This window comes from Leclercia sp. LTM14 (assembly GCF_023736175.1).
In the GTDB taxonomy this organism is placed as follows: Bacteria; Pseudomonadota; Gammaproteobacteria; order Enterobacterales; family Enterobacteriaceae; genus Enterobacter; species Enterobacter barmai.
In genome coordinates this window covers 179,108-204,992 of the sequence record NZ_JAIKTT010000010.1, presented here as the reverse complement: position 1 = coordinate 204,992, position 25,885 = coordinate 179,108, and the positions used below count along the sequence as shown (strand labels likewise).

Annotated in this window: 28 protein-coding genes and 4 pseudogenes; 26 read left to right on the top strand and 6 right to left on the bottom strand. The window is 46.4% G+C overall.

Going from position 1 to position 25,885, the window contains the following annotated elements; all coding sequences use genetic code 11:
- Positions 1-152: 152 nt before the first annotated feature.
- A pseudogene (locus K5I40_RS24045) lies at positions 153-296 on the top strand (IS256 family transposase); the annotation flags it as partial.
- Positions 297-707: 411 nt separating this feature from the next.
- Here K5I40_RS24045 and K5I40_RS19010 read toward each other — a convergent pair.
- Complete coding sequence (locus K5I40_RS19010; RefSeq protein ID WP_223075271.1) at positions 708-1,349, bottom strand: DNA-binding protein; 642 nt, start codon at positions 1,347-1,349, stop codon at positions 708-710.
- Between the two features lie 3,503 nt (positions 1,350-4,852).
- Here K5I40_RS19010 and K5I40_RS19005 point away from each other — a divergent pair.
- The 20 genes and pseudogenes from K5I40_RS19005 to yecR all read left to right on the top strand — a co-directional run.
- Positions 4,853-5,102 (top strand): annotated as a pseudogene (locus tag K5I40_RS19005) (IS3 family transposase); the annotation flags it as partial.
- A 1,080-nt stretch (positions 5,103-6,182) separates the two neighbouring features.
- Positions 6,183-6,437 carry a hypothetical protein gene (locus K5I40_RS19000; protein ID WP_251929754.1) on the top strand — a complete coding sequence of 85 codons (255 nt, stop codon included), beginning with the start codon at positions 6,183-6,185 and terminating at the stop codon, positions 6,435-6,437.
- 6 nt (positions 6,438-6,443) lie between these two features.
- Positions 6,444-6,641: a type II toxin-antitoxin system Phd/YefM family antitoxin gene (locus tag K5I40_RS18995; RefSeq protein WP_223075270.1), complete on the top strand. Its 198-nt coding sequence runs from the start codon at positions 6,444-6,446 to the stop codon at positions 6,639-6,641.
- Positions 6,625-7,017, top strand: coding sequence for a hypothetical protein (locus K5I40_RS18990; protein WP_223075269.1), 393 nt, complete (start codon positions 6,625-6,627; stop codon positions 7,015-7,017). The genes K5I40_RS18995 and K5I40_RS18990 overlap by 17 nt, the downstream gene beginning before the upstream one ends.
- 5 nt (positions 7,018-7,022) lie before the next feature.
- Positions 7,023-7,364, top strand: coding sequence for a hypothetical protein (locus K5I40_RS18985; RefSeq protein WP_223075268.1), 342 nt, complete (start codon positions 7,023-7,025; stop codon positions 7,362-7,364).
- 344 nt (positions 7,365-7,708) lie between these two features.
- On the top strand, positions 7,709-7,840 hold the full coding sequence (locus tag K5I40_RS23955; protein WP_255589005.1) for a hypothetical protein: 132 nt from the start codon (positions 7,709-7,711) through the stop codon (positions 7,838-7,840).
- Positions 7,841-8,163: 323 nt separating this feature from the next.
- A complete protein-coding gene (locus K5I40_RS18980; RefSeq protein ID WP_223075267.1) occupies positions 8,164-8,403 on the top strand; it encodes a chaperonin in 240 nt (79 codons plus the stop codon).
- 44 nt (positions 8,404-8,447) lie between these two features.
- A complete protein-coding gene (locus tag K5I40_RS18975) occupies positions 8,448-8,819 on the top strand; it encodes a hypothetical protein (RefSeq protein WP_223075266.1) in 372 nt (123 codons plus the stop codon).
- Positions 8,820-8,979: 160 nt separating this feature from the next.
- On the top strand, positions 8,980-9,621 hold the full coding sequence (locus tag K5I40_RS18970; protein WP_223075265.1) for a hypothetical protein: 642 nt from the start codon (positions 8,980-8,982) through the stop codon (positions 9,619-9,621).
- Between the two features lie 185 nt (positions 9,622-9,806).
- On the top strand, positions 9,807-10,265 hold the full coding sequence (locus K5I40_RS18965; protein WP_223075264.1) for a hypothetical protein: 459 nt from the start codon (positions 9,807-9,809) through the stop codon (positions 10,263-10,265).
- Positions 10,262-10,537, top strand: a complete 276-nt coding sequence (locus K5I40_RS18960; protein ID WP_223075263.1) for a hypothetical protein — start codon at positions 10,262-10,264, stop codon at positions 10,535-10,537. Before K5I40_RS18965 ends, K5I40_RS18960 begins: the two co-directional genes overlap by 4 nt.
- A complete protein-coding gene (locus K5I40_RS18955; RefSeq protein ID WP_223075262.1) occupies positions 10,537-10,923 on the top strand; it encodes a hypothetical protein in 387 nt (128 codons plus the stop codon). The genes K5I40_RS18960 and K5I40_RS18955 overlap by 1 nt, the downstream gene beginning before the upstream one ends.
- A complete protein-coding gene (locus tag K5I40_RS18950; protein ID WP_223075261.1) occupies positions 10,920-11,240 on the top strand; it encodes a hypothetical protein in 321 nt (106 codons plus the stop codon). Before K5I40_RS18955 ends, K5I40_RS18950 begins: the two co-directional genes overlap by 4 nt.
- A complete protein-coding gene (locus K5I40_RS18945) occupies positions 11,237-11,770 on the top strand; it encodes a hypothetical protein (protein ID WP_223075260.1) in 534 nt (177 codons plus the stop codon). The genes K5I40_RS18950 and K5I40_RS18945 overlap by 4 nt, the downstream gene beginning before the upstream one ends.
- Positions 11,771-11,869: 99 nt before the next feature.
- Positions 11,870-12,139 carry a hypothetical protein gene (locus K5I40_RS18940; protein WP_223075259.1) on the top strand — a complete coding sequence of 90 codons (270 nt, stop codon included), beginning with the start codon at positions 11,870-11,872 and terminating at the stop codon, positions 12,137-12,139.
- A gap of 99 nt (positions 12,140-12,238) precedes the next feature.
- Complete coding sequence (locus K5I40_RS18935; protein ID WP_223075258.1) at positions 12,239-12,709, top strand: hypothetical protein; 471 nt, start codon at positions 12,239-12,241, stop codon at positions 12,707-12,709.
- A gap of 336 nt (positions 12,710-13,045) precedes the next feature.
- On the top strand, positions 13,046-13,564 hold the full coding sequence (locus K5I40_RS18930; protein ID WP_223075257.1) for a hypothetical protein: 519 nt from the start codon (positions 13,046-13,048) through the stop codon (positions 13,562-13,564).
- Positions 13,565-14,088: 524 nt separating this feature from the next.
- The gene (locus K5I40_RS18925) at positions 14,089-14,355 is read left to right on the top strand and encodes a hypothetical protein (RefSeq protein ID WP_223075256.1); all 267 of its coding nucleotides are present in this window, start codon (positions 14,089-14,091) and stop codon (positions 14,353-14,355) included.
- A gap of 64 nt (positions 14,356-14,419) precedes the next feature.
- Positions 14,420-14,932 carry an Ail/Lom family outer membrane beta-barrel protein gene (locus tag K5I40_RS18920; protein ID WP_223075255.1) on the top strand — a complete coding sequence of 171 codons (513 nt, stop codon included), beginning with the start codon at positions 14,420-14,422 and terminating at the stop codon, positions 14,930-14,932.
- Positions 14,933-14,958: 26 nt separating this feature from the next.
- A complete protein-coding gene (gene yecR, locus K5I40_RS18915) occupies positions 14,959-15,315 on the top strand; it encodes a YecR family lipoprotein (protein WP_223075254.1) in 357 nt (118 codons plus the stop codon).
- Positions 15,316-17,683: 2,368 nt separating this feature from the next.
- Here yecR and K5I40_RS18910 read toward each other — a convergent pair.
- The 3 genes from K5I40_RS18910 to K5I40_RS18900 all read right to left on the bottom strand — a co-directional run bounded on the left by K5I40_RS18910 (position 17,684) and on the right by K5I40_RS18900 (position 20,520).
- Positions 17,684-18,043, bottom strand: a complete 360-nt coding sequence (locus K5I40_RS18910) for a hypothetical protein (protein ID WP_223075253.1) — start codon at positions 18,041-18,043, stop codon at positions 17,684-17,686.
- A gap of 501 nt (positions 18,044-18,544) precedes the next feature.
- A complete protein-coding gene (locus K5I40_RS18905; protein ID WP_223075252.1) occupies positions 18,545-19,954 on the bottom strand; it encodes a DEAD/DEAH box helicase in 1,410 nt (469 codons plus the stop codon).
- Positions 19,951-20,520: a hypothetical protein gene (locus K5I40_RS18900; RefSeq protein ID WP_223075251.1), complete on the bottom strand. Its 570-nt coding sequence runs from the start codon at positions 20,518-20,520 to the stop codon at positions 19,951-19,953. Before K5I40_RS18900 ends, K5I40_RS18905 begins: the two co-directional genes overlap by 4 nt.
- Before the next feature lie 100 nt (positions 20,521-20,620).
- On the opposite strand from K5I40_RS18900, the gene K5I40_RS18895 reads away from it, so the two are divergent.
- Both K5I40_RS18895 and K5I40_RS18890 read left to right on the top strand, forming a co-directional pair.
- A complete protein-coding gene (locus tag K5I40_RS18895) occupies positions 20,621-20,827 on the top strand; it encodes a helix-turn-helix domain-containing protein (RefSeq protein WP_223075250.1) in 207 nt (68 codons plus the stop codon).
- 670 nt (positions 20,828-21,497) lie between these two features.
- Positions 21,498-21,908, top strand: a complete 411-nt coding sequence (locus tag K5I40_RS18890; protein WP_223075249.1) for a hypothetical protein — start codon at positions 21,498-21,500, stop codon at positions 21,906-21,908.
- A gap of 199 nt (positions 21,909-22,107) precedes the next feature.
- Here the strand turns inward: K5I40_RS18890 and K5I40_RS18885 are convergent, their stop codons facing one another.
- The gene (locus K5I40_RS18885) at positions 22,108-22,977 is read right to left on the bottom strand and encodes a LysR family transcriptional regulator (RefSeq protein WP_223075248.1); all 870 of its coding nucleotides are present in this window, start codon (positions 22,975-22,977) and stop codon (positions 22,108-22,110) included.
- Between the two features lie 308 nt (positions 22,978-23,285).
- Here K5I40_RS18885 and K5I40_RS18880 point away from each other — a divergent pair, with 308 nt between their 5' ends.
- The 3 genes and pseudogenes from K5I40_RS18880 (at position 23,286) to marA (ending at position 25,176) form a co-directional block, all read left to right on the top strand.
- A complete protein-coding gene (locus tag K5I40_RS18880) occupies positions 23,286-23,963 on the top strand; it encodes a nitroreductase (protein ID WP_223075247.1) in 678 nt (225 codons plus the stop codon).
- Positions 23,964-24,136: 173 nt separating this feature from the next.
- Positions 24,137-24,636: pseudogene (locus K5I40_RS24170) on the top strand (DUF1993 family protein).
- A gap of 160 nt (positions 24,637-24,796) precedes the next feature.
- Positions 24,797-25,176 (top strand): annotated as a pseudogene (gene marA, locus K5I40_RS18870) (MDR efflux pump AcrAB transcriptional activator MarA).
- A 130-nt stretch (positions 25,177-25,306) separates the two neighbouring features.
- Here the strand turns inward: marA and K5I40_RS18865 are convergent.
- The gene (locus K5I40_RS18865) at positions 25,307-25,885 is read right to left on the bottom strand and encodes a recombinase family protein (protein WP_223075245.1); all 579 of its coding nucleotides are present in this window, start codon (positions 25,883-25,885) and stop codon (positions 25,307-25,309) included.

The following is a 25,885-nucleotide window of genomic DNA, read 5'->3' as shown; positions in this document are numbered from 1 at the left end:
AACTATTAAAGATGGACAGTAGACCGTAATTAATGGGCAGTAAACCATTAAAGATAGACAGTAGACCGGGGACTGTTAGAAATTCTGTTTCGTTGAAGTAAAAAACAACTACAAAAGAATGATAAATTTCCCAGCCCTTCGAATTTAATTAAGTGCTTAAGCCGCTCCAGTCCGACCTAGCGTTAACCGAAAAGGATGGTACCTTACCGTGAAATGAAGCAGGTCTCGCTACTGGGTTTGATTCTCATTCGGATCAGAACGTGGAAGCCAATCGTAAAAATGGCTCTGGTAAAAGATGGACGGAAAACCGAACTAAATGGATTGTGAACCATAATCTAGTCAGATGATATTCGTGCTAATACCTACCTCATTACTCATCGCTATTAATCCCACCCTGTTACTGTGGATAAGTGCCAGGTTTCGGCCTAACTATCCACTATCATAGTTCATATTCTATTGTATATCCGACATATGATGAGCTTTCGGACCGACTGGGCTGATACCGGCGTTAATCGATGGTACGTGCTGTTTTAAAGGCATTTCCCCGGGTAAATGGACTATACTTCGAGAAAGACTTTATTAAATATTGAGCGTTTCTTCAGCATGGCTATGGTAAGCAATCTGGGCTGCATCCAATAATGGTTGGGCGCTTCTTCAGACAGATAGTATAAAAGACGGGCAGAGTGTTACACTTACACAGCATCAGTTTAGTTGGCAGCATGATTACCGCATAATCTGGCCGAACGTATGGCAAGTTCCAGTTCCTCAGGTTTTGCACCATCCTGCATAATCTGAATCGGGGTTTTAGACACGCATTCACTGAGTTGAATGGGGGCCTTAAGCACACCGAAACGCAGCAGTGAATGAGTATTAGCATCAAACGCACTCATCATCTCCTTAAATCCTGGTATTAACCCGTCATCAGTGAATTGGAAAACAGGAAAGATGTAATCAGCATTCTGCTTAAACGCAATGAGTTGCTTCTTTTTCACTCGGAAAATTACTTCCTGACGTGTAACACCCAGTTTATGGGCCACGTCGTAGACTTTCAGGATGCCACCGAGTTCCTGCAGACTATTGTAAAATGCCTCCAGATTTTCACGACGACGGCGCACTTCACAAATTTTAAGGTCTGACGCCCGCGTTTTCTTTTCCATCTGAATGGAGCAAATGAGTTGCATCAGGGAACCATCATCCAGCGTGACGGCGTCCATTGCCTGTTTTTTATCCTCAAATTCGGGCATTAACGAAACGGCAATATTGTTAATCCTTTTTAGAAGATTTTGCTGATAACCGGTTAGGTGTGCTGTAGAGATCAGCTCTTGACCTACTTTTGTGGATCTTTTCATAAATTACCTCTGTTTGACTATTACTTTATACTTGACTGTAGTAATCGTCAAATTGATGAGGCTAAATGCGTATTAAAGGCCAGGCCTAGGTTTAAATAGAGGTTGATATAATAAAAGTTTTTCATATGTCATTATAAGAAAAAATAAATAACTCTTTTGATGGTTTTTTGGTCATAAGTGGGCCGGGTGTTCCAACCGGAACACGAGATGCTTGTATTTTACGAGGGTGAAAGTGCCATACTCTTAAATTGGATTGTTATAGCTCTTAACCGCTGTAAGCAAAAATTTAATCGTACCCAAGTATAGTGGGTATAACCCTTAGCATATTATCAAGGCTCCACTCTTGATGAACCAATCTCAGTATTTCTAGACGAACGTGCTATTTACGCCATAAATCTATATTAACTGAATATTTAAGATTATTTTCATCCACTCAAATTTCATTTTGACAGGACAATCTGGTTTTTTTGTTGAGGAGTTTATTATAATGCCAATGTCAGAGTGTCCCATATATGGCAAACAAGAGTGTATATAAATGCGGTGTATAGGTAAACCTTTCACGTGCAGGCTTTTATCCGGATCGGCGATCTACATTAACTATCTTTTATAGGAGAGCGCAGTACATACATCAATCCAGTATGACAGTAAACAGAAAATGCTGTTGAGATGATGGTTTGCAGGAGTCGGAATAAATTGGATTCAGCGAATAATTCTCTTGTTGGTGTAAGTTCAAAGTTTATAAGTGATGGTTTGATATCACTATTAATAGACGCAGGAATAACCAAGCGCATCTGTGCATCAGACTTTTTTCACAATGAGGATATAAAATTACTAATTTATTGAATGACTGTATACGTTTAATCGTGTGAAGGGTAATGTATGCAATTCAGGGAACCCTCGCCTGATCTTTTATTAGCATAAGTATAAAACGTCTCCAGCTCATTTTAAGCTTGTTCATCTTCACCATTATTATATTCCATAATATTAGGGATAAATACCTTTATCTGCCGAGAGGTTTTCTGAAACCCATGGGTTTAAATAATCTTTTTAATTCGGATTTTACGTCTGTATTGTAGTGATCATGAACGGATCTATATGAGGGCTTTTCTCAATGGATATTTCTTGGAAGTAATCTGGTTAATTTGCTTTTCATCTCAATGGATCGGGATTTTAAATTATTAAGAGATGATAATTATCAGAATGTTAAGGGTGTCCATTTTATAGCTGATATTATTCACAGCCTTAGAACATCTTTTTTTTCGGGCCTAAGCAGTCATACTTGATATCCTCACCTTCGATTTTTTTAAGTTTTCTGAATTTTCTCGATACTGTGTTTATGAAAATACTCAATTGACTATCTGAAAAGGCAGAGTTTGGTTAAGCTAAATAAATAAGTACCATTATCACTCTGCACATTTTTTAAAACAACTGATAGAATATAAACTCATTTTAGTTGGATGTACGTGAAAACTTCGATGCATATTGATCCCAGTAGATAGTTATTTTGGAGTTTCCAACTTGTATAATTCGAGGAGCATAGCGCACCAGTTTTCTGCTTTACTACGTATTGTTTTTGTACACCTGAGGCTGAAATTATGATTTTGTTAAGAACCTGACTGATTTTCCAGAAATTGTCGAACTTTCTTCTAGCTTCATCTGTCATGCTGTCAATGCTTTTGATGTTCTCTGCTTGATGCTCCGTACCACATTTACAACGAATTATTAATGCATTTGAATAGTTTAAACTAAGGATTTCGGCTTTAATAGAGTATAGGGTGTTTTGGAGTTCGCCCAGACGTGTTTTGTATGGGTTAAAAAATGATTTTGAAGAGTTCAGGCTCATCGTCGATACCAGCTAGACAATGGTGATGGTAGAGAAAGCGTGGCGCGTGTATGGTGGCATTTAAAAAGTGAGTTTTTTAAGCACCCTGCATATCTATCAAAGTTTGATTAATACTTGTAACACTTTTACTCGAAAAGTCGAACATGGAAAATTTCTTCATGTTCGACTTTTTAGGTAAAAGTTAAACAAAAGCATTTTGTCCATGTTCAACTTTTTTGCTAAAAGCTAAACATAAGCACTGTATTTATGTTTGACTTTTCGAGGTAAAGTTAAACATAATATAACGTTACCATGTTCGACTTTTTCATGAAAAGTTGAACATGGTAAGTGTGAATGATTTATAACTTTCATTTAAAAAATGGGCATATAAAAGGTATTCTGAGCACATGTATTTGTTGAAATAGAAGAGTGTTGCATGCAATGAGATTACTCATAATCAACTGATCTGACTAATTGGTTAAAAGTGTTAAAAGATAAGGCTTAAAAATTCACTTAAAATAATAAGTCTTGGGTCTTTAAACTATATTTTTCTTGAAAAAATGTTTATCTCACATTTGAGTTTCCTTAAGTATGCAAATCTAAAAGTCGAGTGTATATAGGTTGATTTCTGAATCAAAACACGATTTACCACAGACACTCAACCAAGTTTTACAGGTTGAAGTGTTAGTGATTCGATGTTTGTATAATCTTCTCGAGTCCAGTTCTTCTCAAACTCAGTTAATCACATTGAGTCTAGGTAGTCGTAAAATAATTATTCACGGCTTGATAAAATTTTGCAACATACTCAATTCTTATGCAGGGCAGCGCCAGATTTCGTGTTAATATCTTTCCTGGTCCGTTAAATATTAAAACACCTCGCTGGTGTAGATGGTTTTATTAGGTTAAACTTCAATGAAGTCGATAGGGATAAATTATTTAGTGAGTTATTGATTGATTATAACTTACAAAGATTAGGTTGTTCCATGAGCAAATCATTGAGACTCAAATTATTCGTCTGATTAAACTTATTATTATGTCCGGTTATTTTCAAGATTTACATTCTTATATGTGGCGGTTCTATGTGGAATATTACCTGTGTTCAAAAATAGAATATACTGTCTTTGGTGAACCTTCATTGTTGAGTACTGTTTTTAGCATCGTTCATCTGCAGGTTATAATGTCTGATGATCTGGTGTGTCAGTCCGAAAGTTTTCCACTTAGGTCTATAAGATATTATTTAATGTCTCCACAATATGTGTATAGAAATACATGCCTGAACTGCTTCGTTATTATTATCAGGTTTCCGGTTCGCAACAGGGAGTTGATTCTTATTTGTTCAACTTCATTTATGTGATAGAAGAAATAAATTTAAAAGTAAAGTTTAACTAAAACTAACTACTAAAGGTATTTTTTACACATCCTCAAAGTGCAAGTGGAAATACTAATTTGTAAAGAGTTCTTTTTATTAGGCGATAGGATGATTATGTACCGATACAAAATCACAGAAATATGTAGTCAGTTATGTCGGTGAGTTATATCAAAAATGAAAGCGATTCGTTTCATATAGTGCTATATCCCTCCTGGGATTATGCACAGCTACGCAATAATAAAAGTACTCAGATAACGAATTGACTTTTAGAACGGCGTCCAACAGTGTCAATATACAAGCAATGGTTCGTAGTCATTCATTAAATCAGACGGTATGGAAGGTAGCATGAGTCGTCGCGGTAACTGTCACTACAATGCGGTTGCAGGGTTTCTGCATCTACTGAAACGTAAACGGATAAAGAATAAGACATAACGGAATATGAAAAGAAGTACTTAGCGATGTTTTTGATGAAATTGAGATGTCTTATAGCTTTAGACGTCGACTCGGTTCGAGTGATCTAATGCCACTGACTGAATATGAAAACCAATATTACCACCGGCTCGGATGTATCTTTATTTTCTCAGGTAATTTATTCCTATGGAATTTGTATAAAAATATATCCAGTTTCTATCATCAAAGAAAAGTATCAGTCTAACTTAAACATGAGTCCACGTCTGAACTAAGCAACCATGGCTATAACGCGTTGATCTTCAGTATGGTAAATACATACGCCGATACAGCGAAAGACGCTAAGCTTATTCAAATATGGCAAGGGATTGAATGGCCTGAAAAAAGATGGAAACCTTAGTCCCACATCTAAAGGGTTACTTGTTTCAAACTTAGCTTTACAGTACTTTCAATCTTGATCCCAGATCATCATTTGATACACAGGAGAACCGATTAACGGTTGGCTTTAGCTGAATGATGCATTACCTGATAGTTTTCATGCCAATAATTTTATTTTTTCAGGGGCTTGACGATAATATATTCTGATAATGGTTTTGCGTACACATAAATGCAGTGGGAACCAGGGAACGAGCAGGGCAAACAATGTCGGGCAAAATCTATGCCTTCCGACATCAGTTCGTCACCCAATGCGAACGGTTCAACCGGGTATATCGTGGGAGCAAACTGGTGTTACATCTTCAGGTGCTGACTGCCCGGCGGAGGCGTCGGAATCCTCCTAAACCACTCGGCCAGGTATGGAGGCGGATATGGACCTAAGCCGCGCCGCGACTGGCTTGCGAAAAAGCGACAGTACGCAGAGCTAAATTTTTTGTGATCGCGATCAAAACACTGTTCCAAATCGTGCCCCAGTATCAGACCCGGATGATTTGACGATGACTGCGATTTATTCAGGTTGTGAGAGTCATACTTTTTCATTGCTTTGTTATTTAACTGCCCGCCGAAGATGGCGTTTTTTAGGCTTGAGATATGCGCATTAACTGGGCAGTCGTCTACAACGCTGACGCGTGAGCGTGTACCGCTGGAGCCTTATCGGCTTCAAGTACTCTTCTGGCTAAACAAGGGCGCATTACCTTTTCACGGCGAAGCCACCGCGACGGCTTATCCGGAAAACACGAAAAGGCAAAGCGGCTTGCGTGCTAATGACCCAATAACCACAGACACAGGAACCAGGGCTATGAAAAAATTGTTAGTTGTAGGTGCTGTAATGGCGCTGGCCGGTTGTACTTCATCGGCGGAAAGAATGTATGAATGCGAATCGCAAGGCGTAAGCCGCGATGCGTGCTACGTGGCAGAGCAGAACCGCAAGGCCACGATCAACGGCGCAGCTGAAAAACAGGCGCTTGAAAACGCCGCAGGGCTTTACGGGCCGAAAGGCACCGAAACACACAAACACCGCAAGCACCACGAAGACGATTACGACGACGAGTAATCGACCGTGCAGACAGTCAACCACGCGACCGCCGCGCGCATGATCGCAGCGTTACTGGCGAGCGTCGATAAGACCGGCGCGCCGGTGCAGATTGTCGACCCTGGCCGCCATCGTGCTGTATTGATCAGTATCGATACATGGCGGCAGCTTTGCGAAGCCCTGAGCATTCCCGATGAGACAATAGAACATGAGCAAGATTTTTAAGATAGCCACCACCGCAGCAACATTCGCGCTTATCGTAGCGATGGTATCCCCTGCGCACGCTATCAGCGAAGCCTACCGCCGCCAGCTACAGCTTGAGCACAAAACAGAGCTGAGCGATATTGACGACGCGAACCGCCACCCCGCAGACCGCACCGGGAAGAAATTCACCGGCGGCGATAACAACATGTTTGAGGTAATCACCGATAGCCAGTGCAAGGTAATGCGGATCAACGGCTTTGTGCCGAAGCGTTTCGAGCGCAAGCACGGCAAGGTATTAGTTACCGCAGCCACCGGTGACAAGTTCGAAGTAAATCCGAAAGCGTGCCACGTTGGCTGGCTGAATGATGGCGAAGTTATCCCGTTAGAGCAGGAGTAATCGTGATGATGCGCCATGCCTCTAAGCCGATGAAACTTGTTTTCAGCGTGAACCTTGTAGACCCGGATCATGAGAATAATCTGATGCCGATGAAGACCCGCGCGTTAGTGCAGGTATCTGTAACAGGAACGATCGCAGATCATGGCGTAATTTTTACCGACATGGATGCCGCGCACGCGCAGGAAACACCGCCTAAAATGTTCGAGATCATAGAGAACCTTTTCCCGATGATCGGCGATATTATGCAGGGAGTCCGAAGCGGCAAGCTGAAGCCGGACACGCAAAGCGTGAATATATACGACTCCGACGTCAGCGAAACGATAAAACCCCATAAACTAGATAGTTAAATGCGCACACTAACCCACCAAGACGCGGGGCGCTCACTGCCTGAACTGATGCGATACGTTGCGGATTCAGGCCAGGCAGTGAAGATTATTAGGAGCGGCAACAGTGGCGCGTGCGCCCTAATCGGATTCGCCCAACTTGAGTCGATAACCCAGCAACTGCGGAAACTTACCGCCGCGCTGGACGGTTTAGACGAACCCACCCGCAAAGAGATATACAAGGCGCTGGCCCGCAAAGATTGATGTAAGAAGCACACAATACGACCGTAACGATGAAAGCTGATTATCCGCCGAGCCCAGGTATTTTTTATTACGCCTTCGGTATTGAAGCTTTGCCATGTAGTAGCGTGTATTCCACGCCTAGGCGGCGCGTTGCCGATGTCATAATCGTACCGGCGGCAGGCACGCCGACCGAGCGGATCGAACTGGCCATCTTTGACCAGTCGCTGACCGACGTTAGCGAGAAAATCGGGCGCTAGCTGAGCGCGCATTTACTCATGTGCAATATGCACCACAGTAAAAAGCACCTCGCGAAAATCGACACGATTCTAGAATGTTTGCGGCACATAAAGCGCTTAAACGCGGTGATCGCCAACGGCATGGATCACTTTAACAGCCACGACTAAGGGCGCGGCGTAACAAAGAGATTGACGACCCGGCACACCGAAGCGGGCAAATAGATAGCCGCGCTGGCCAAAAAAATCCGCGCGCTTAAAAGTATAAAAGATATAATGTAGATATATAAAAGGTATATAATGTATATCCACCTGGTCCGCATTATTAGATCTTTGGAGTACCCAACATGAGAAAACCACCTGTAGATATTTTCGCCGCAGCGCAGGGCGTAGACAACGGCGCACCGTTGAAGACCGCGAGGAGCAGAGAAGGCGTTACGATGCGTCCTAAACTTCTTCGCAACCTACCGGCTGACTTTTTCTACCGTCACGAATCATTGCGCAAAGCGGGTTTAACTACCCTGGACTTTTCTTCTTTCATCGTTGAAGCCATTCGCGAGAAGCTGGAGCAGAACGAGAAGAAGTAACAAGACCGCCGGAAGGCGGTTTTTAAAGTAAGAGGCTTACCAATATGAGCAAGACGGCTACCCACGACACGGCGATCATTTATAACGTCGAGCCGTCCCCGGTTTTTGTAGTTCTCCGCAATCCTATCAATAAAGACTTCCCGCCCCGTTTCGCTGACCTTATCAGCATATGTGGCGGTTTAGGCGCGACCGCAAAAGGGATGCGCCTGTTATGCCCTGACGGCAAAGTTAGAACCCTTCCAAACAGCCGGTATTACTTCTTTAGCGGCAAAGACAAAGCACTAGCCCACGTCGTGCAGCAGGCAGCGCAAATCGCCGCCGAGCTGGAGCGCCGCCGCGCTGAGATACTGGTGGTACACGACGAAGCGAGCGAAGCGCTACGCATATTTGAAGCATGCCAGCACGCTAAATATTAAGTATCACCACAGATAAATATACACAAAAGATATCATAGGTATATACGTTAGATATCACCACTCCGCAGGAAGGGCGAAAAATGAGCAACGCAAAGGCTGATAAACTCTTAGCGAAAGCGCTGGATAACAGCAGCAAAGAAGAAGCGATAACTCGTTTGGCATGGCGTTTACCTATGCAGAACGCGCAGGTATTCGCCTTTCCACGATTCACCGCGTCGAAATAGTCGAAGTTAAAAGCGGCGGCAGTATCGACCCGAAGCGCGAGTGCGAGTTAATCGACAAGTACAAAGCCACGTTAAAGTGTGGGAAGGAGTTAGCGGCGAAACTGGCGACAGCTGAAAATCGCAGGGAGGAATATTTTAGCGTGGCGGGCGAATATCTTGAGCGTACAGACGAGGCCACAGCGCACGTCGAATACTTAGAACGGCAGTTAGCTGAATTACGCAGCTACCGAGCAAACAGCGTATCCCCAGCATTGCATAAAGCTGCTCTGAATGAGATCGCACGCCTTAAACAGAAGATAAGTGGCAGCAAAAACGACGGCGATTATAAGATGAGAATGCGCCTTTCATGTTCGGAAGAGCGCGAGCGCGCCAAGTATGCAGACCTGGGGAAGACCCGCGCGGAACTAATAGAAATGACGACCCGCCGTCGCCAGTTGAGCAGCGAAAACGGCAAGCAACATGACCGCCTGTTACAACAGGAGAAGGATAAAGTGGAGTTAGCCCGCCAGTTGACCGCCTGGAAACGTGACCGCACTCAGAATTGCGACGGCGGAAGCCTTGACCGCCACCCTGGCTGAATGCCTGACATTACGCGCGACCATAAGCGGGCAGGCCAGAGAGATAGCCACATTTTGCAGCGACCGCGACGCGTTGCAAATCGAACTGGGAAAGCCCAAAGATAACGCGTTTAAAAAATTGTTTGGCTAGTAAGTAACACCCCGCACGCGACGCGGGCAATTAACACAGACACAGGAAAATAAATATGAACCGCTTCACCCTAGCGGCGCTGGTCGCCGCACTTCTGATCAGCACCGGCGCGCAGGCGCACCAGTACACAAAGCAAATTACCGAATGGAAAGCCCGCCTATCTAACATGCAAACGCAGCTTGATAGCTTTGAGTACGCCGCCAATCCCAACGCCGACCCCGACGGCACAAAAGGAACCATCACCCACGCCCCTTCGGATGCGGTGTATACCGTCGGTAATTTACTGGACATTATCAAGCCGTATGCGACTGATCAAGAAGCGGGGCGCTTAATAAGGGCGGCAGGCAGTGTGCTATCGCTGGGCGCGCGTGGCGGCGCGACGGAAAATGCGCTTAGAAAATTAAACGCGTCTGACGCGTTAGCCAACCGCCTATATAAGCAGCTTGACGAAATGGAGCACCTGGACGACGAAATGACACTGACAGTGCTGGAAGCGGAGAGGGCGGGCATATGACTAAAGCACTTTACACCCTGAAAGATGGGGAAATCATGGCTCGACGCGCCAATTACATGCACGCCAGCCGCGACGGCGGCAAGACCTTCACACGCTACGAAAGCGCAGGCGCATTCGAGCGGCAAACCGGGCACAAAGTCGCCCCGGTTATCCGTTCGCAGATCATCAAAGACAACGGCGGCCTTTCAATGAAGATTGGCGACAAAACAAAACCGGTAGAACGCACTTTTCAGGGCGTGCCTTTCGTCGTGATTTTTGAGCGTAAAAAATAATGAGCCTCGCCGACGATATTTTACAGGCGGCAGCACGGCCACGCCGCCCCGTTCCGGGCGAAACGGTTTACGTGATCCGTAAACAGCTGACCCGCCCCAACTGTGTGCCAGAGTTGCCCGCGCTTATCAGCAAATGCTATACGCGCCGCGTGCAGCTGAACGGAATCCGCGTAATCGTAATGGGGCCGGGCGTGAAGGACTTCACCGGCGAGGGCGTGTTTTGCACCTTCTCCGCGCATGAAGTTTTTTTGAGCTATGTCGATGCGCTGGAGTATGCCGTCGAAGTAATTCAAACCCGGCTTGATGAAATAGAGCAGCAGCGCCAGAACGCCGCCGCCGTAATGGCAGATATTCAGCGCCACTTAACGCAGGAGCTTACAGAATGAAAATCATTTACCCCCTGAAGAAAACCGCCGTTAAGCCTGGCGAGATCCCAACCATTGACCAGCTGACGCAGCCTCGCGAGGTACGTCGCGAAACGCCGCAGGGCTTACGCCTGGCCGCCATCGGCGCGCCTTCAAACTTCGAAGGCAATTTGTATATGCGCCAGCATTACGACTTTTTCGATACCCGCCCCGAGCTTATGGACGGTATCTCACGGCAGGCGAACGCCGCAGCGGCCAAGCTGGGCGAAATGAAACACGCCGCCATATTGCTGATGTGTGAAGCGCATAACGAAATCAAATCGGAGCAACGCCGGTGAACCTGAAGACAGTTTTTGATGTTATGGCATACGCGCAAGCGAACGGCTTTACCCCGACGGCCACTCGCGGGATTCTGACGCACGCGAACGCCCGCCTGTTAAAGCCTTATACCATCTTCAGCGGCAACGTTACCGCAGCTGCCATTGAAGCCGCACGCACGATGCGGGGCGAATACGTGGGGCATACGTTAATTGTTGAGCACCCGGAGAAGATGCAACGAGGCTTAACGGATTGGGTACGCGATAATGTGCTGAACGACTACGACGCTTTCGAGCGGGAAGTAAGACGCCTTAGCACGGTGAACATCGCTACCCGCCTGGAGAATGCCGCACTTAGCCAGAAGGATGCGACATACGAAAGCCTGGGGATCACCCTTGTTGCCTGGGCGGATATCCCCGCCGACGTGCAGCGCCTGTTATATATCCATTGCATAGGGAAACGATGCGGCAACCATGCCGACTTTACCCCAGGGCGCCAACATGAGCCAGCAGAAGGCGGCCAAGCTGTTAGCCGAGGCCAGGCGGCTTAAAAGGGATAAAGAGTCTTACCGCAATCTTTATCTGACGCGCAAGACGATGAGAGCGAAGCCGAGAAGAAGTTAGAACTCCTGAAAAAGTATGTGAAGACTATGAAAAAACCAAAAATGACGGCGCACAAAGCGCCGCTATTGTTACGCCCCGGATCGGCAATGTTTGACGCGCTGACCGGTATCGCCGCCGCGACTATTAAGGCGATAAACAAACCAGGCGTGCGCATGATCCGCAGCAAGAACCAATTTACCCGCGCTTTCGGTGCGGCATGGCTGGCGCTTTTCGGCGCATTGTTGCCGTTGTTCATCCTCCGAGCCGCCGCCGGAGCTGTGTTAATGCACGATATGTTTTACGCCTGGCGGAAATAATAAAGATATGCCATGGATATCTTTTGTATATACAATAGATATCTAATGTGTATGTAATGGATATTTGAAACGCAACACCATAGACACAGGAAACCGAAGATGAAGAGATTAGCAGTTATCGCCGCAGTGCTTGTGCTGGCAAGTTGTGCAGCTAATGGTGACGTGGATATCGGCACCGGTACGGGCGGGGGTTTAGGTCTGGGCGCGGGCTTATCTTTGCCAGGCGGCAAGGCCGAAACCAAACCGGCACCGGCGCTTAGCCCGCACCTCAAAAAAGAGTGCGGCATGTTCGCGGCGAACGTACACAACACGTCTGAAGAAGCCGCGTTGAAGATGTGCAAGATTGGCGTACGCGACGCGCTCAAAAAGCACGGTGAGGAATTATGCACCCGCCGCCTGGAGAGCTACACGAAAGAGCAACTGAGCCACATCGGCCAGGATCATGACGTATTCGCGGAGAATAACGCCGCTTACGCTTATGGTTGCGACGTTGGCAAAGCCAGCCTGAAAGGCGAAGACCTGCAAGGCAATGCGATCAACGACAGCGAAGAAGACGACGACTACGAGTAACCCTTAACACTAGTGGACACGCTAACCAGACACAGGAACATAAGCAATGAAGCGTAAAATCATTAGCGCAGTAGCCGCACTTATGATGGCAGCCGCAGCGCAAGCCTGTACTTGCCGCACTGACTCTTCTGGCACAACGCGCTGTAACTAAACAATCATAGGTGAATTATCATCAGTCTTTTTTAGCTGGCTCATTCTGGGCTATGTCGTAGCGTGTATCGCTTCATCGCCGCTAACTGGGGCGCCTTTGTTGCACACGTTCAAGATCACGGCGTGTGCACCCCGCGCGAACGAAGAAGCGCAACTCATTTATGAGGCTATCGGAGGCGAGCCAGAGTGAAAGCGTTCTATAGCATGCTTCACGCACAGGCAAACTTTGTCACAGTCAAAGAATACGACGATATAGATGGACGGCGGGATGTGCTGATTATCCAAGCCGACCCGATGCCAATGATCGCCGCGATTGATGCCACCGAGCGCCACAAAGGAGTCACGCTGGGCCACGAAGTGTTAGCGACCCTGGAACTGAACTCTCACGAAGTACACCACGAAACGCTGTACAGCGAGGGCAACTACTGGCAGTCGGAGCACCTTTATTTTGAACCGATGCGCAGTGTCATGCGTGCCAACCTGGCCGCGCGTTGCGGGCTCAAGCTGTTAGAAGGTGACGAGCTGGCAAACGTCAAAGCAGCTGAAGCCACCTCGCGCCGTTTGCAAATGTACAACAGGCGCGAAAAGGATTATGGCAAACAGCTGTTAAACACTCTTCAATCACCGGCAACGTTAGACCACCCTGCTACCTGGACTTGCATCCTGGGGGCGCGGTCATCGGCGCTGGCTTCTAAATCATGTTAGGGCAATTGGTGAAGTAATGGGGATCGTCTCACGCATTAAAGTCTGGCTTTCACAGATAGAAGCGGCCGCCGCCTTAGCCGTTAACGTTGCCTGGCTAGTTAATAGCTAAGGCACTGCCGCAACCCTGAAGCGCTGCCCGCCGTTCGGGATAAGTGCGCTGGTGATCTGCTTACACGGCAGCACTGTAAGCGCTCATCCGGCGTATGGCTGATCGCGATTACCCGATAACCGTATGCATGTGCACAGGCTGATAACGCGTCAGGTGAAGAAAGTTATTAATTCTCAAGCCCGCCACAGTACGTGCTTTATTTCCCACAGTTAATCGTTTTCGTGGTTACATATTATTACATCATGTAAATAAACCCTGACAAGGAACGTAGTTTCTTTAATTTAAAAACACCTTTTCAGAATAATCCGTAGGGAGTAGGATCACTACCGTTACGAAAGTGACTTGTATAAGTGTGACCAAATAGCAGGTAACGAATTGCCACCATGGACGGCAAAATTTAAAAGGAAAACGCTACATGAAAAACAGCACTCTTTACATCGATGGTCACAAAGCAACTGTGCGCTATGATCCGATTATAGGAATGATGCGTGGCGTTTTCCTGAATACCAAAGGCGAAGCGCGATTTATGGCCAGCGACTGCAAAGAACTGAAGATCGCCGCCCGCGATGCGCTGGAAGGATACCGCCACGACTGCAAGCGTGCCGGTATTGAACCTTTTCGCCGCAAGAATTTATTACCTCTAGTGCCAACTCTCCAAAAATTGAAATCGTTATTGCATTAACTATTTGTGAAAGTATTTATTTTTTTCCGCCAGTTAGCGGGTTTTTTATATAAGGAAATGATTTATGAAAATTATATCTCTGACTATAGCAGCAATATTTGCCGCCGCCTCTTTCACTGCCGCAGCCGCACAGCACACCATAACAGGCGGTTACGCAAATACTAACGTTAAAACTCTGGATACAGATTTAAAAGGTGTGAACGTTAAATACAATTACACCTTTGATAATTCGCCTTTTGGCCTGATCGCGTCAGTCACGGCGACTGAGCATGAAGAAACAATAAACGGCTATATTCCGGTGAAGGTTAAGGGGGAATACTTCTCCGCAGCCTTGGGCGCGTCATATGCCGTGACCGATTGGGCGAAACCTTACGTGATGATCGGCAGCGGTAAAGGCACAATTAAAGCGGCGACCTATTACGGCGACGCGGAAGAGAATGAAAACGGCTTTGTTTATGGCGCAGGCATTCAATTTACTCCGTTTGCTGGCTTTACTATCGACACCTCATATGAACATACAAAAGTATTTGAGTCAGACATTAATACTTTTGTGCTCGGCGCTGGCTGGCGCTTCTAAATAGAATTGTCAGAGAACGCGAGTAAATGAAAAAAATATTAAATGCCGCCATCATTGCAGCCGCCGTATTACTTGCCGGTTGCGCCCCTAAGGTATCCCCCCTGGGAACCATGCATGCCAGTCGCGCAGATGGTACGGTAACACTGGGATATAAAGTCATGGGGATCGGCGCGGATAATCACCAGCCGAGTTTTGTAGCGGGCAACCCGAAAGCAGAGCAGGCTTGCAAGGTATGGGGCTATACCAGCGCGCAAGAGTTGGACGCGAATATGGTTAATATCCAATGCTTGAAAGCTGATCCATATATGAGATGTGTAACGGCGGTATTTTCGAAGGTCTACCAGTGTGCGGGCGGCCAGCCCGAAGCAGTAACCAAAAGCTAACACGCCTGAAGCCCGCCGCCGCGCGGGCTTTTTTGTACCCTTCATAAATTTAATTGCACAAATTTTAAAAATATCAACGCAATTAAATCCGATGTCGGTTATCTTGCCTTCATCGAAAGGATACAGATAGAGGTAACCGCGACAATGACTATCCACCTACCGATCTGAAAAATACCAAACGTGCCGGCTTAGGCTAGGAAATGCTGGAAAGAGCTTGCCCATTCAGCCCCTTACGAGATCGGGCGCTTTGAGCACAACAACACCGCATTAAATCGCGCAAACTCTTTTCGCGAAGCGCAGGCCATGGCAGCCAGCCGCGATAAATATGACGTGCAGGTCTTCAACTACAACACCTATGAAGAGGAGGCTCGTCGGTGGAACCGCAGGCCGCAGGCCCGGCTGCAATGACTTAAGCAGAAGTTGAAGCCGTATCCATGATTGCCAGTACTGTACGCCACGAACTGAGAAAGAAAGATATTTCATTGCCTGCCCTTCGCGCTATCAACGCCAGCCGCCCGCGCGTTTCTGGCCCTGATTGGCCGTGATCAAAGCCGCCTCACGGCAGACCGTGATACCGTATGCGACATCTTCAAAACGCATTTAGTTAACTGCTATCAACACGACGTTTTAGATTGGCTCGAGATCACGCAGGCTGAGCAGCAGGCGACTAAGGCGCAGCGCCCCGCGACTTGCTGGAAGCCCTACGCATGGCGCTTCTACGGGGCCTGGATATTGTCGAAGTAATGCAGGTCAACGCATGACCAAAAGAATCACTGCCCGCCCGAAGCGGCCAGGCTGAAGGCCGACGGGCGCGGGATTGCTCTTGTTGACGAGTACATATCAAGGAAGGCCAAAACAAAATTCCAGTGCCCGAAAGGGCACATCTTTGAAGCTATCTTCTGGCCGCGTTGAAACACATCCAAAACGCAGCCGACGGGATATGATGCGCAATGGCAGGACGAAAAAGGCTTTTCGCGTGAGGTACGCGGCGATTTTTCCTCGCAAGGGCCACCCTGTCACTACGTGACGTAGTGAATGTCCCCACTGGTTTTTACGTATAACCGACCGGATTAATCCGGCGGAGTTTTATGTAGTCAACCATCAGCAATAGCCCCCACCGACCCCACACCCTACGTGCAAAAATGGGCGTAACGGTAGCGACTATCGAGCTTATCAAGGAGAACAATTCGCACGCCGTTGTACTGGCTGAAGACTTCGACCCGGACTACATCGAGCACAACAGCAACGCCATGGAATAGACGTCGCGAAGAGTAAAGGATTTTACGCTGGCCGAGCGGCGCAGGCGTGGAAGCACGCGAAGGTCATCAAGCTTTACGAGCGCGACGAGTCCACCCAGGCGGAGATCGCGTAGGCTAACCACTACCCGCGCTATAATCCGAGAGCACCGCGCAGCTGCAGAATAGCGCCCATAAAAAACTCCCCACGCCGCGACGCGTGGAGAGTCACACAACCACAGACACAGGAATTTGTTTGCAGTCGATAGGCGGATGATAGCACCGAATGAAAGTAAGTTTTAACAAAAACTATCATTTTTGCTCTCACCCACAAAACACGCTAAAGATTTAATTGCATCAATATTAAATTTGATGAAATTAAATGGCGGCAAGGCCAGAACGGCCAGCAGTATTTGCACCCGGAGAACGTGAACTAGTACTTGCCGACGAACGACGGCTTGCGCCACTGGTGAGTGCGGGCGTAGTGTACAGGACCAGCGACAGCCTGATCCCCTTAGCGAAGAGAACATTCTATTGAAAGCTGCAGCCGTTGAAGTGTTCAACCGGACCCCTAAAAGACCTGTTAATGATTCAAAATAGTTACAACATACAAATAAATATTAGTACTTCTCATACCTGAAACTTCAGCGTAGGCCTGAACCACAATGCCCATCCCTTACCCCAGACACATTCCGTGCACAGCGGGAACTCCTGAGCCAAGCTCACCCTGAAAAGCGCCGCCGCCCCCGGGCGAAGCCCGGGAGTTGTGTCGTTATTAATTATGGATGTTGTAACTAGATTCTTCTTTGCTGTACGCTGTGTCGCTGGGAAATTTGAGTACTCACTCGTAAGCGCCCCAAAGGGCCGCTAACGCGGAGATACGCCACAACTGCGGCTTCGCCTTGTTGTGACCACTCCGACCGCGTACAGAAGGTTCTGTATTGCTGATAATGGGTTTTGGCTTATCAGGGAGGGGGGATTTTATATCAGCCCGCCAACTTCGCTGGGTCACGACGTCACTTAACGATTATGCCATATTCAGCAATGACTGGCGCCTCCATACCGTAAGCTGGTATCAGGAAAACCAACATCAAACATCAAACCGACGGTCGATGTTTTCATCTCTCCTTGCGTTACAGGTCCATATGTCTGGATTGCTTGTCTGGTCGGCAATCCTGGCTGGTTGACGGGCTGTCGACCTTCGACACGTCGATAGTGGCCGTTGCGGTTGTGTCCCCATCAAGCCACGGGGGAGTGAAATCGACTGCTATTTTCCCTGGCGTGCCGCCCATAAGACGTGCACCGTCGATCATTGTTTCGATCTGGGTTATAGGATAGCTCTCCCCGCGCCATGTAATGTTCAGTCTGCCGTTCTGCTCGCTGATGTGGACGAACGTACCGTCATTGCACAGATAGCTGGTTGCTATAGGAGTTGCTGTTGCGGTACTTGCTGCGGTGAGAATCGTTGCAGCTATGATGGCTTTAGTTCTCATGCTATGTCCTGTTGGGGAGCTTCCGCGCCCCGGTGCAAAGGTTGCTTGATGGCGTAACGTTATCGCTATTTGGCGATACTTGCATGGGGTTTGACGCTCAACGGAACGGTTACATACGTTAATGGCTTTTTGTTCAATAAACCAAAACATTAATCAGCTCTCCTGTGCAGGCACGCCGCAGACGTGGCAGATGCACACGAGGTGGTCGTAGCTTGCGAGAGATCCATAAACCGGCCCGGGTCATCAACGGACGCACGGTCTCTTTAGGCAGATAAAGATCATGAACCTCTGCAAGCTTCATGCAGGCTAATGTCGGACAAAAAGCGGCGTAACATTCGAAGATAATGCGTAGTGCACGAGCTGCGAGGCCAGGCATCAGATGGCGATTACCGGGTTGCCCGCAGCGACGGTTAATCAAGTCGCGCAGGATCCTGAGTCGCTTAACATCGATTTTAGAGAAAAGCTCCGTTCCGTATGCCTTCATTGGCATCTTTAAGCTAATTAAGTCTGAAATGGAGAATCAAACACATTTACCATTTTTTCTCTGAAACGCCCCAAGAACTGTAACACCTCAGTATTTGAATGCTCGGAAAGCGTAAGAGAAGTTGCCATAACTGTGTCGTTTTTGGAGTCACTATAGGAGAAGATAAGCTGCTGAGAATCTCTGTTGTGAGATGGTGTTAAGCTGGGACGGTTAAGAGGGAGGCCTTGAACATTATGATCATCTTTTTTCTCAACAGCTTCAAAAATCACTTCACATTCAGGGACATCATTTTTAAGTCGCTTTGCAAATTCAGTCAATTTTGGTTCAGCAAAAGTATATAACCACGCTTCCTGGTTAGCCGATTTGCTGATTCTTAAAATTCGGCCCAAGACTTGACGGAAATAGAGCTCGGTTTTAACTCTACTCAAATGGCAACAAACCTGTAGTCTTGGAATATCAGTACCTTCACTAACCATCCCTACACTGACAATCCACTGTATCGAGTTAGTCCTGAAGTGTTCAATCGTTTTTGCTGCCCTAGGGTCTTTATAGGATACAAGCACTGCTGACTGGTTAAAGGTGCCCTTGAGGATATGCAAGATGAGCAAAGCATGTTGCACTGATGACGCCACTATCAACCCACCGGCTTCCGGATTTTTTTCGCGGATAGATTCAAGCCGGGAAATCGCCAGATTGAGTACATGTTTCATTGCCATGTCATTAGTAATGACATCTTGATAAGTGATGTCGGAATGGCTCAGTAATTCCTGTAAATTTTTGAATGCTTTTTGTTCTTCATCGTTGTCAGAGACAACTAATTGCTCATTATCAACCAGAACAATATTAGGTACTCGGCAGACCTGGTCGCGAGTTGCTTCTTTCAGGCCATAGGCAAAGTCACACTGAATTCGTCCTTCAGGATCGCTGTAGCGCGCCATGACAATAGGGGCCTTATCAGAACGCCAAGGCGTGCCTGTTAATGCCAGCGTGAATGCAGCATGCTTCTGGATGTTCAGGATAATCTCTTCGCCCCAGCTATTTGCGTTTTCAACAGAGGTTCCAGAGCAATGGTGAACTTCGTCAAAAATAACCAGCACGCGGTTCAGCTTCAACAGACTCCAGAAATCTTCATTGAAGAAAAGCAGACTTTGATAAGTGTAAGAACAACCCACTGCGCCGATGACACCATCGAAACGCGCACCGAAACGTTGGCTGAAAGTATCGTGAATAGACTTCGACACTGAAACTGAAGGAGAAAAGCAGAGAACAAAATCAATTTTTCCTGATTTATATAGTCGAAACGCCAGTTCTGCTGCCATGCGTGTTTTGCCTGCGCCGGGTGTTGCCAGGCACAAAAAATGTCGCGCATTCTGGTAAATTTTAAGTGCATCGTTGACACAATCTTGCTGCCATTGTCTTAATTTCATAAAGAACTGCTTTTACAATAAGATAGTACATTATTGATAGCAGTAATCTGCCCCATTAGCGTGGAGCTTTTTTCTCGTGATTTCATATAGAGCATTTCGAGTTCAGATCGCATGTCAGGGAGATGAGCGAAAAGGGATTTGTATTCTTCCGATTCACCAACGCTTATTATCAATGAAATTTGATATTCCTTCAGCTGAGACTCAAGGTATTTGATTGAGCTTCTATCTGAACAAGTATCAAAATTAGCTGACGAGTTTTCATCAATCTTTTTGTCTGACAATATTACAGGTTCTTTTATAGCCATAGTATGCTCTGGGATAAAGAGCGACGTTTTATGAAATGTAGATTGTTGTGGATTCGGCGCTACCTTCTTATGTAGTTCACCACTGTTAACCATAGCTATGAGGGTTCTGTAGATTGCTCTACGATCTTCTGCATAAAGCCTGGCCTCATCATTTTGATGTAATAGCTTGTTTCTTAGTGATTTAACCGTAAAGCCATCAAAGTCATCGGTAGATAATGCGAATTGTATCTGAAAGTAGTTTTTGTGCTTCAGTTGGGACATTAGTAACTCGACATTAGTGACTTGAGGTAATAAAAACGGATTATAATCCGTGGAACTAAAATCCTCAACCCTGGATAGTCTTCTCTTTAACGAGATGAAGATGAAAGACTTATCTGTTCTTTTTGGAAGAAAACTTCGAGCAAAACGCAAAGCTCTTGGAATATCTCAAGAAAAGTTGGCTTTGCTTACTGAAATAGATAGAAGTTATGTGGGAAGGATTGAGCGTGGTGAGGTTAATATTACGCTTGAGAAGCTGTATCAATTTTCTGAGGTGCTTCAATGTGATGTTCGTGACCTCCTGCCATAGTTTCTTGTTCAAATAGTTATGTCTTCAATTTTAATTAAAAATTCGAATTTATTTAACGACTTGTATGCTAAATATCCCGAATGATGAAGGCATAAAAATTGGCGTTCAACGATCTTGGTGTCATTACATCACGCATATGCTTACATGCTAATACCTTCGGTCAACTTATGCGCGTGAAAGGGCGGCAGACCCTGGGCGGCTATTGGTGTTGACATTACGATTGAAGTACGAGTTTCCCCATACATGTTAATCCGCTCTATAAGCCTTTCAAGATCGGCAAGACGAGTAGTAAGACGCCGGTCAATCTCGTCCTGCAGTATCCGGAGTCGGTTTCATCGTTCATCGAGAAAAACTCCGTATGCCGTCATTGGTCTCATCCTCAGAAAGCGGCGATCGCTGTGGTGAGACTATAGCGCGTACATGTCTATCTGGTCAGATACGGACATCTCAATTTAGCTATTACAGTGCATGTTATTGCAAGCTTAAAAAGTCACCCGATTTCCCCAGTTTTGAAATGTCACCTTAAGTGAGGTAAAGGCGAGGAGATAATGAGGCTAGGCACCGGATGACTGGAATGGGTGATTTCTACGGCATGACAATGAGTATATATTGACTCAAAATATCAACTTGAGTATATATTAACTCATCATCAATTATCTGGTAGAAACACGTGAAAATTAACTACTTCCGTAAGCAAAGTGGAAAAAGAACTACAATCATTCTGCCTGATTCCATATGCGAACTATGGTTTACAACTCGCCCTCCAGTGAGCGAAAGTTGTGCGCGACAAGCGCTTTGTGAGTTGCTTGAACAACTGGATGACCCCAAAGCTGGAACCACCTTCCAGTCTCAGGCAGAGCACGTGATTCTCGGTGATATCCGAGCATATCAGAACCGGCTTTTAGCCAGTAATGATGAGCTAAAGTGTCGCGTAATTGACTGGGTTAAAAGTACGCTTCCGTGCATTACCCCTCCAACATCTCAGGCGTTAGAAATTTTAGAGGAATTGGACAAGTTGAAATTGGTTCCATGGGAAGTGATTGAGAAATTCGATTCACTGGAAGAGCAAAGGTGGAAATAGTAACCAGTGAATCGCTCAAGATAAATTCAATTCTTAAACCCAAAAGAGCAGGGGACTAGCGTTTTAAGCTGGCCCTGAACTCCTCTGGATTGATCAGAGGGGTCCGCTTGGAAAACGGAAAATATCCTACGTTAAGCCTGTTTTTTGAGCAGGCATGACGGGCAGCTATGAGTGAACAGCAGACGTTGCTGTCGCAATTTTAACGCAGGTTTTTCACCCATTTTGTACAAAATTCCAGGTATGCCCGCACCAGTGCTGAAGGATATTTATGCCGTGCATAAACCTGGTGTAAAGTGACTTTTTTCGGGGGAAGATGAGGTAAAAGCTGTACCAGCTCTCCGCTTTCAAGCCAGGGTCTGGCTGAAAAATCGAGCAACTCGACAACCGCCTTACCCCTCAGGGCGTAATGCATGAGTCCCTGTAAATTGTTAGAGGAAAAGACAGGTTTGTATTTAACTTGTTCGGTTCCCGAATTCCATTCAAAAAGCCCCTGATTCAGGCTCTCCCAGGCAGCAACCGGGAGCCGAGCCATTTCTGTCAGCGTCTCAGGCGTATCATAATGTGCTAATAACTCTGGGCTGGCGACAAACAACGTATTCAAAGTTATAAGAGGTTTAGCAATAACGTCATCCGTATTCAGATCACCCAGTCTGAGTGCCACATCGATTCCATCCGCGAATAAATCAACGACCCTTTCACCGGAATGACAAAATACAGTGATATCAGGGTACTGTTGCTGGAACTCGATCAATAAATCCCACCAAAGCGAGAAATTAGGCGGAACAGACAGACGTAATTTGCCCTGTAGCGTGTGGGCAGAGGTGACGGACTTTTGTGCATCCTCCAGTAACTCAATACCCAAACGGGCCTGTTCAAAGAACTGTTGCCCTTTATAGGTGGGTTTAACCCCCTGCCGCGAACGCTCCAGTAGCAGTACGTTTAACCCCTGCTCGAGCTCATTCACTTTCCGGCTTATCGTGGCAATCGGTACCCCCGTTCTGTCACTTGCCGCAGAAAAGCTACCGGCATTCACTACTGCGATGAACAATTTCGTGGCGTTAAAATCCATGATGATTTCCATTATTGAGAATCAATTTCTTATTTTTGTCGATTCCATTCCATTTCGCAAAGAATTAAATTTCTACTAAGTCATTTTCTGCAGACTCTGAAAATGAAAACCGTGTCATCAAAATCGTAAACATTCGCCAGATGGGCAGTGCACCGATTTAATCTCATGACGGCTACCTGGCCATGAGGTACGACGGTCTTACACCGCTCGTCATGTCGACAGATACGGGTATTTTTGTTTTCAAATCCATTTGACCGGCAGCATCTTCAGTCTCCGGACAGATACAGAGATTCTAAAAGAGGCACATAATGTCTGATTCAATGCTTTTTCGGGATGTCGTGCGTGAACGACATTCAATGCGTAGTTTTCTTCCTCATCCGGTTCCGGAAGACATTCTCCGTTCGGTACTGGAGGATGCGCAGCATTCACCTTCAAACTGTAATACTCAACCCTGGCAAACGCATATTGTCTCAGATTCAAAAAAGGATGCACTTAGCAAGGCCATTCTCGCGGCGGATGATGCAGGGCAGTTGACGCCAGACTTCAGTTTTGGCATCAATGATTTTTCGGGCGTCTACCGTGAACGTTATAAAGAACAGGGTGCAGCCTATTATCAGGCTATCGGTGTTAAACGCGATGACAAGGATCTGCGTCGTGAAGCTTCACGCCGTAACCTGGAATTCTTTGGTGCTCCCCATGTTGCACTGCTTTTTATGCCGGAAGTGGGCGATAACGTTCGTGTGGCTGGTGATATTGGTATGTACGCCCAGACTCTTCTGCTGTCTCTGACCGCTCATGGCTTAGGTGGCGTTCCGCAAACCAGTCTGGGTTTTTATGGCGAAACTATCCGTAAAGAGCTCGGTATAGACCCGTCATTGAAATTACTATTCGGTATCTCTCTCGGTTATCCGGATATGACTCACCCTGCAAATCAATACAGGATTAATAAAGCCTCCCTCGGGGAAAGTGTCACATTTCATCAGTAACGTAAGTACTTTTTGAGATCCGCAGCCCACGTAACTATGGATGTATGTGGGAATAATTTTGTGTAAGCCTGTGTTCGCTTCACACTCTTTAGAACTCCCTTATTCCGGCAATGGCATAGTCGCCGGAAAAGATTTTAATTTCAGTAAACCACGATCCTAACAAAAGGGCCCATATGATGTACGAACAGATCATACAGTTCATAAAAATGCTCCACACCCTTTCTCACCTGCTTGATAAAGCACAAAGGCACGCTGAGGCAACTAAATCTGAATCTGCAGCTCTTCTGAATGCCCGTCTGTCACCGGATATGCTCCCGCTCATACGCCAGGTACAAATGGCATGTGACACGGCGAAGCTTAGCGTCTCAGTCCTGACGGGTAATCAAGTACCATTTTTGAAGACACTGAGAAAACAATCCCGGAACTTAAGGTACGCATTGAAAAGACTATCGGCTATATAGCATCAATGAAAGAAGGCGACTTTAACGGCTGGGAGGAAAGAATCGTTGCACCTTCAGGCTGGGCCGGAGCCTTTATTGGAAAGGATTACTTTTATCAGCACGGAGTCCCGAATTTTTACTTCCACGTGGTGACCGCATACGCGATCCTTCGTCATAAAGGCGTTCAGATCGGGAAAATGGATTATATTGGGCACCTGCCGTTTCTGAAATAATGAACGAGCACGCTACCCGTTATTTCTAAAACTTCGTATGGGTATATCGTGACCGGACTGGATATACCCTGCTGAAATACTAAAAACTCATCAATAGATCTAGTTATTGTTTTTTGCATATTCACTCCATGAAGTGTCATAAACAGAAAGAGGTGTTGCGATGATCAACCGCAATAATGACGCCATTACCATTCATAGCATTCTGGACTGGATTGAAGATAACCTGGAATCACCGCTCTCCCTTGAAAAAGTGTCCAGGCGTTCAGGTTATTCAAAATGGCATCTGCAAGGATGTTCAAAAAAGAGACGGGTTTTTCATTAGGGAAATACATCCGCAGTCGTAAGCTAACGGTAATTGCTCAGAAGCTGAAAGAGAGCAACGAGCCGGTCCAGTATCTGGCAGAACGTTATGGGTTTGAATCGCAACAAACCCTTACGCGTATGTTTAAAAAATATTTTGACGTGCCGCCACATAAGTTCAGGGTCGACAGCGTACATGGCGAAAGCCGCTATCTATTACCTCTGACACACTGTAATTAATGGTCCCGCAGATGATTGACGTGCATTATGAAATCGACAGACTTTGTTCTAGCCAGTGCTATTGAGGTAAATTTTTTAGACCAATGTCCACTCCTGGTACATAGCAGACCGTCCAGTTGAGAACTCAGGGTCATGACTGCCCAGTCTTTACTCTGAGTATGGTTTGCCGAGTAGTATTAAATTCCCGCGCAATGGCGCTGATGCTGATCCCAGCGTTAATCCGTTCAATCACCGTAGTTTTCTGCTCTTCATTCAGCACTGAAGGACGTCCAAACCGCTTTCCGGCTGCTTTTGCCCGCACAATACCAGAGTGCGTACGTTCTAGCAGCAAATCTCGCTCAAACTCAGCCACGGCTGAAATCACCTGCATGGTCATTTTCCCTGCCGGACTGGTCAGGTCCACGCCACCCAGCGCCAGGCAATGTACCCGAATGTCAGACACTGCAAGTTGTTCGACGGTTTTTCTTATATCCATCGCATTACGACCAAGACGGTCAAGTTTGGTGACAATCAGTACATCACCATTTTCCATGCGATCAAGCAGTCTGATAAATCCTGGTCTTTCGCTGGCCGCGACTGACCCACTGATGTGTTCCTCAATTATTCGCTGTGGTCTGACAGCAAAACCGGCTGTTTCGATTTCTCTGCGCTGGTTCTCAGTTGTTTGCTCCAGAGTGGAGACCCGGCAGTAAGCAAAAACTCGTGACAT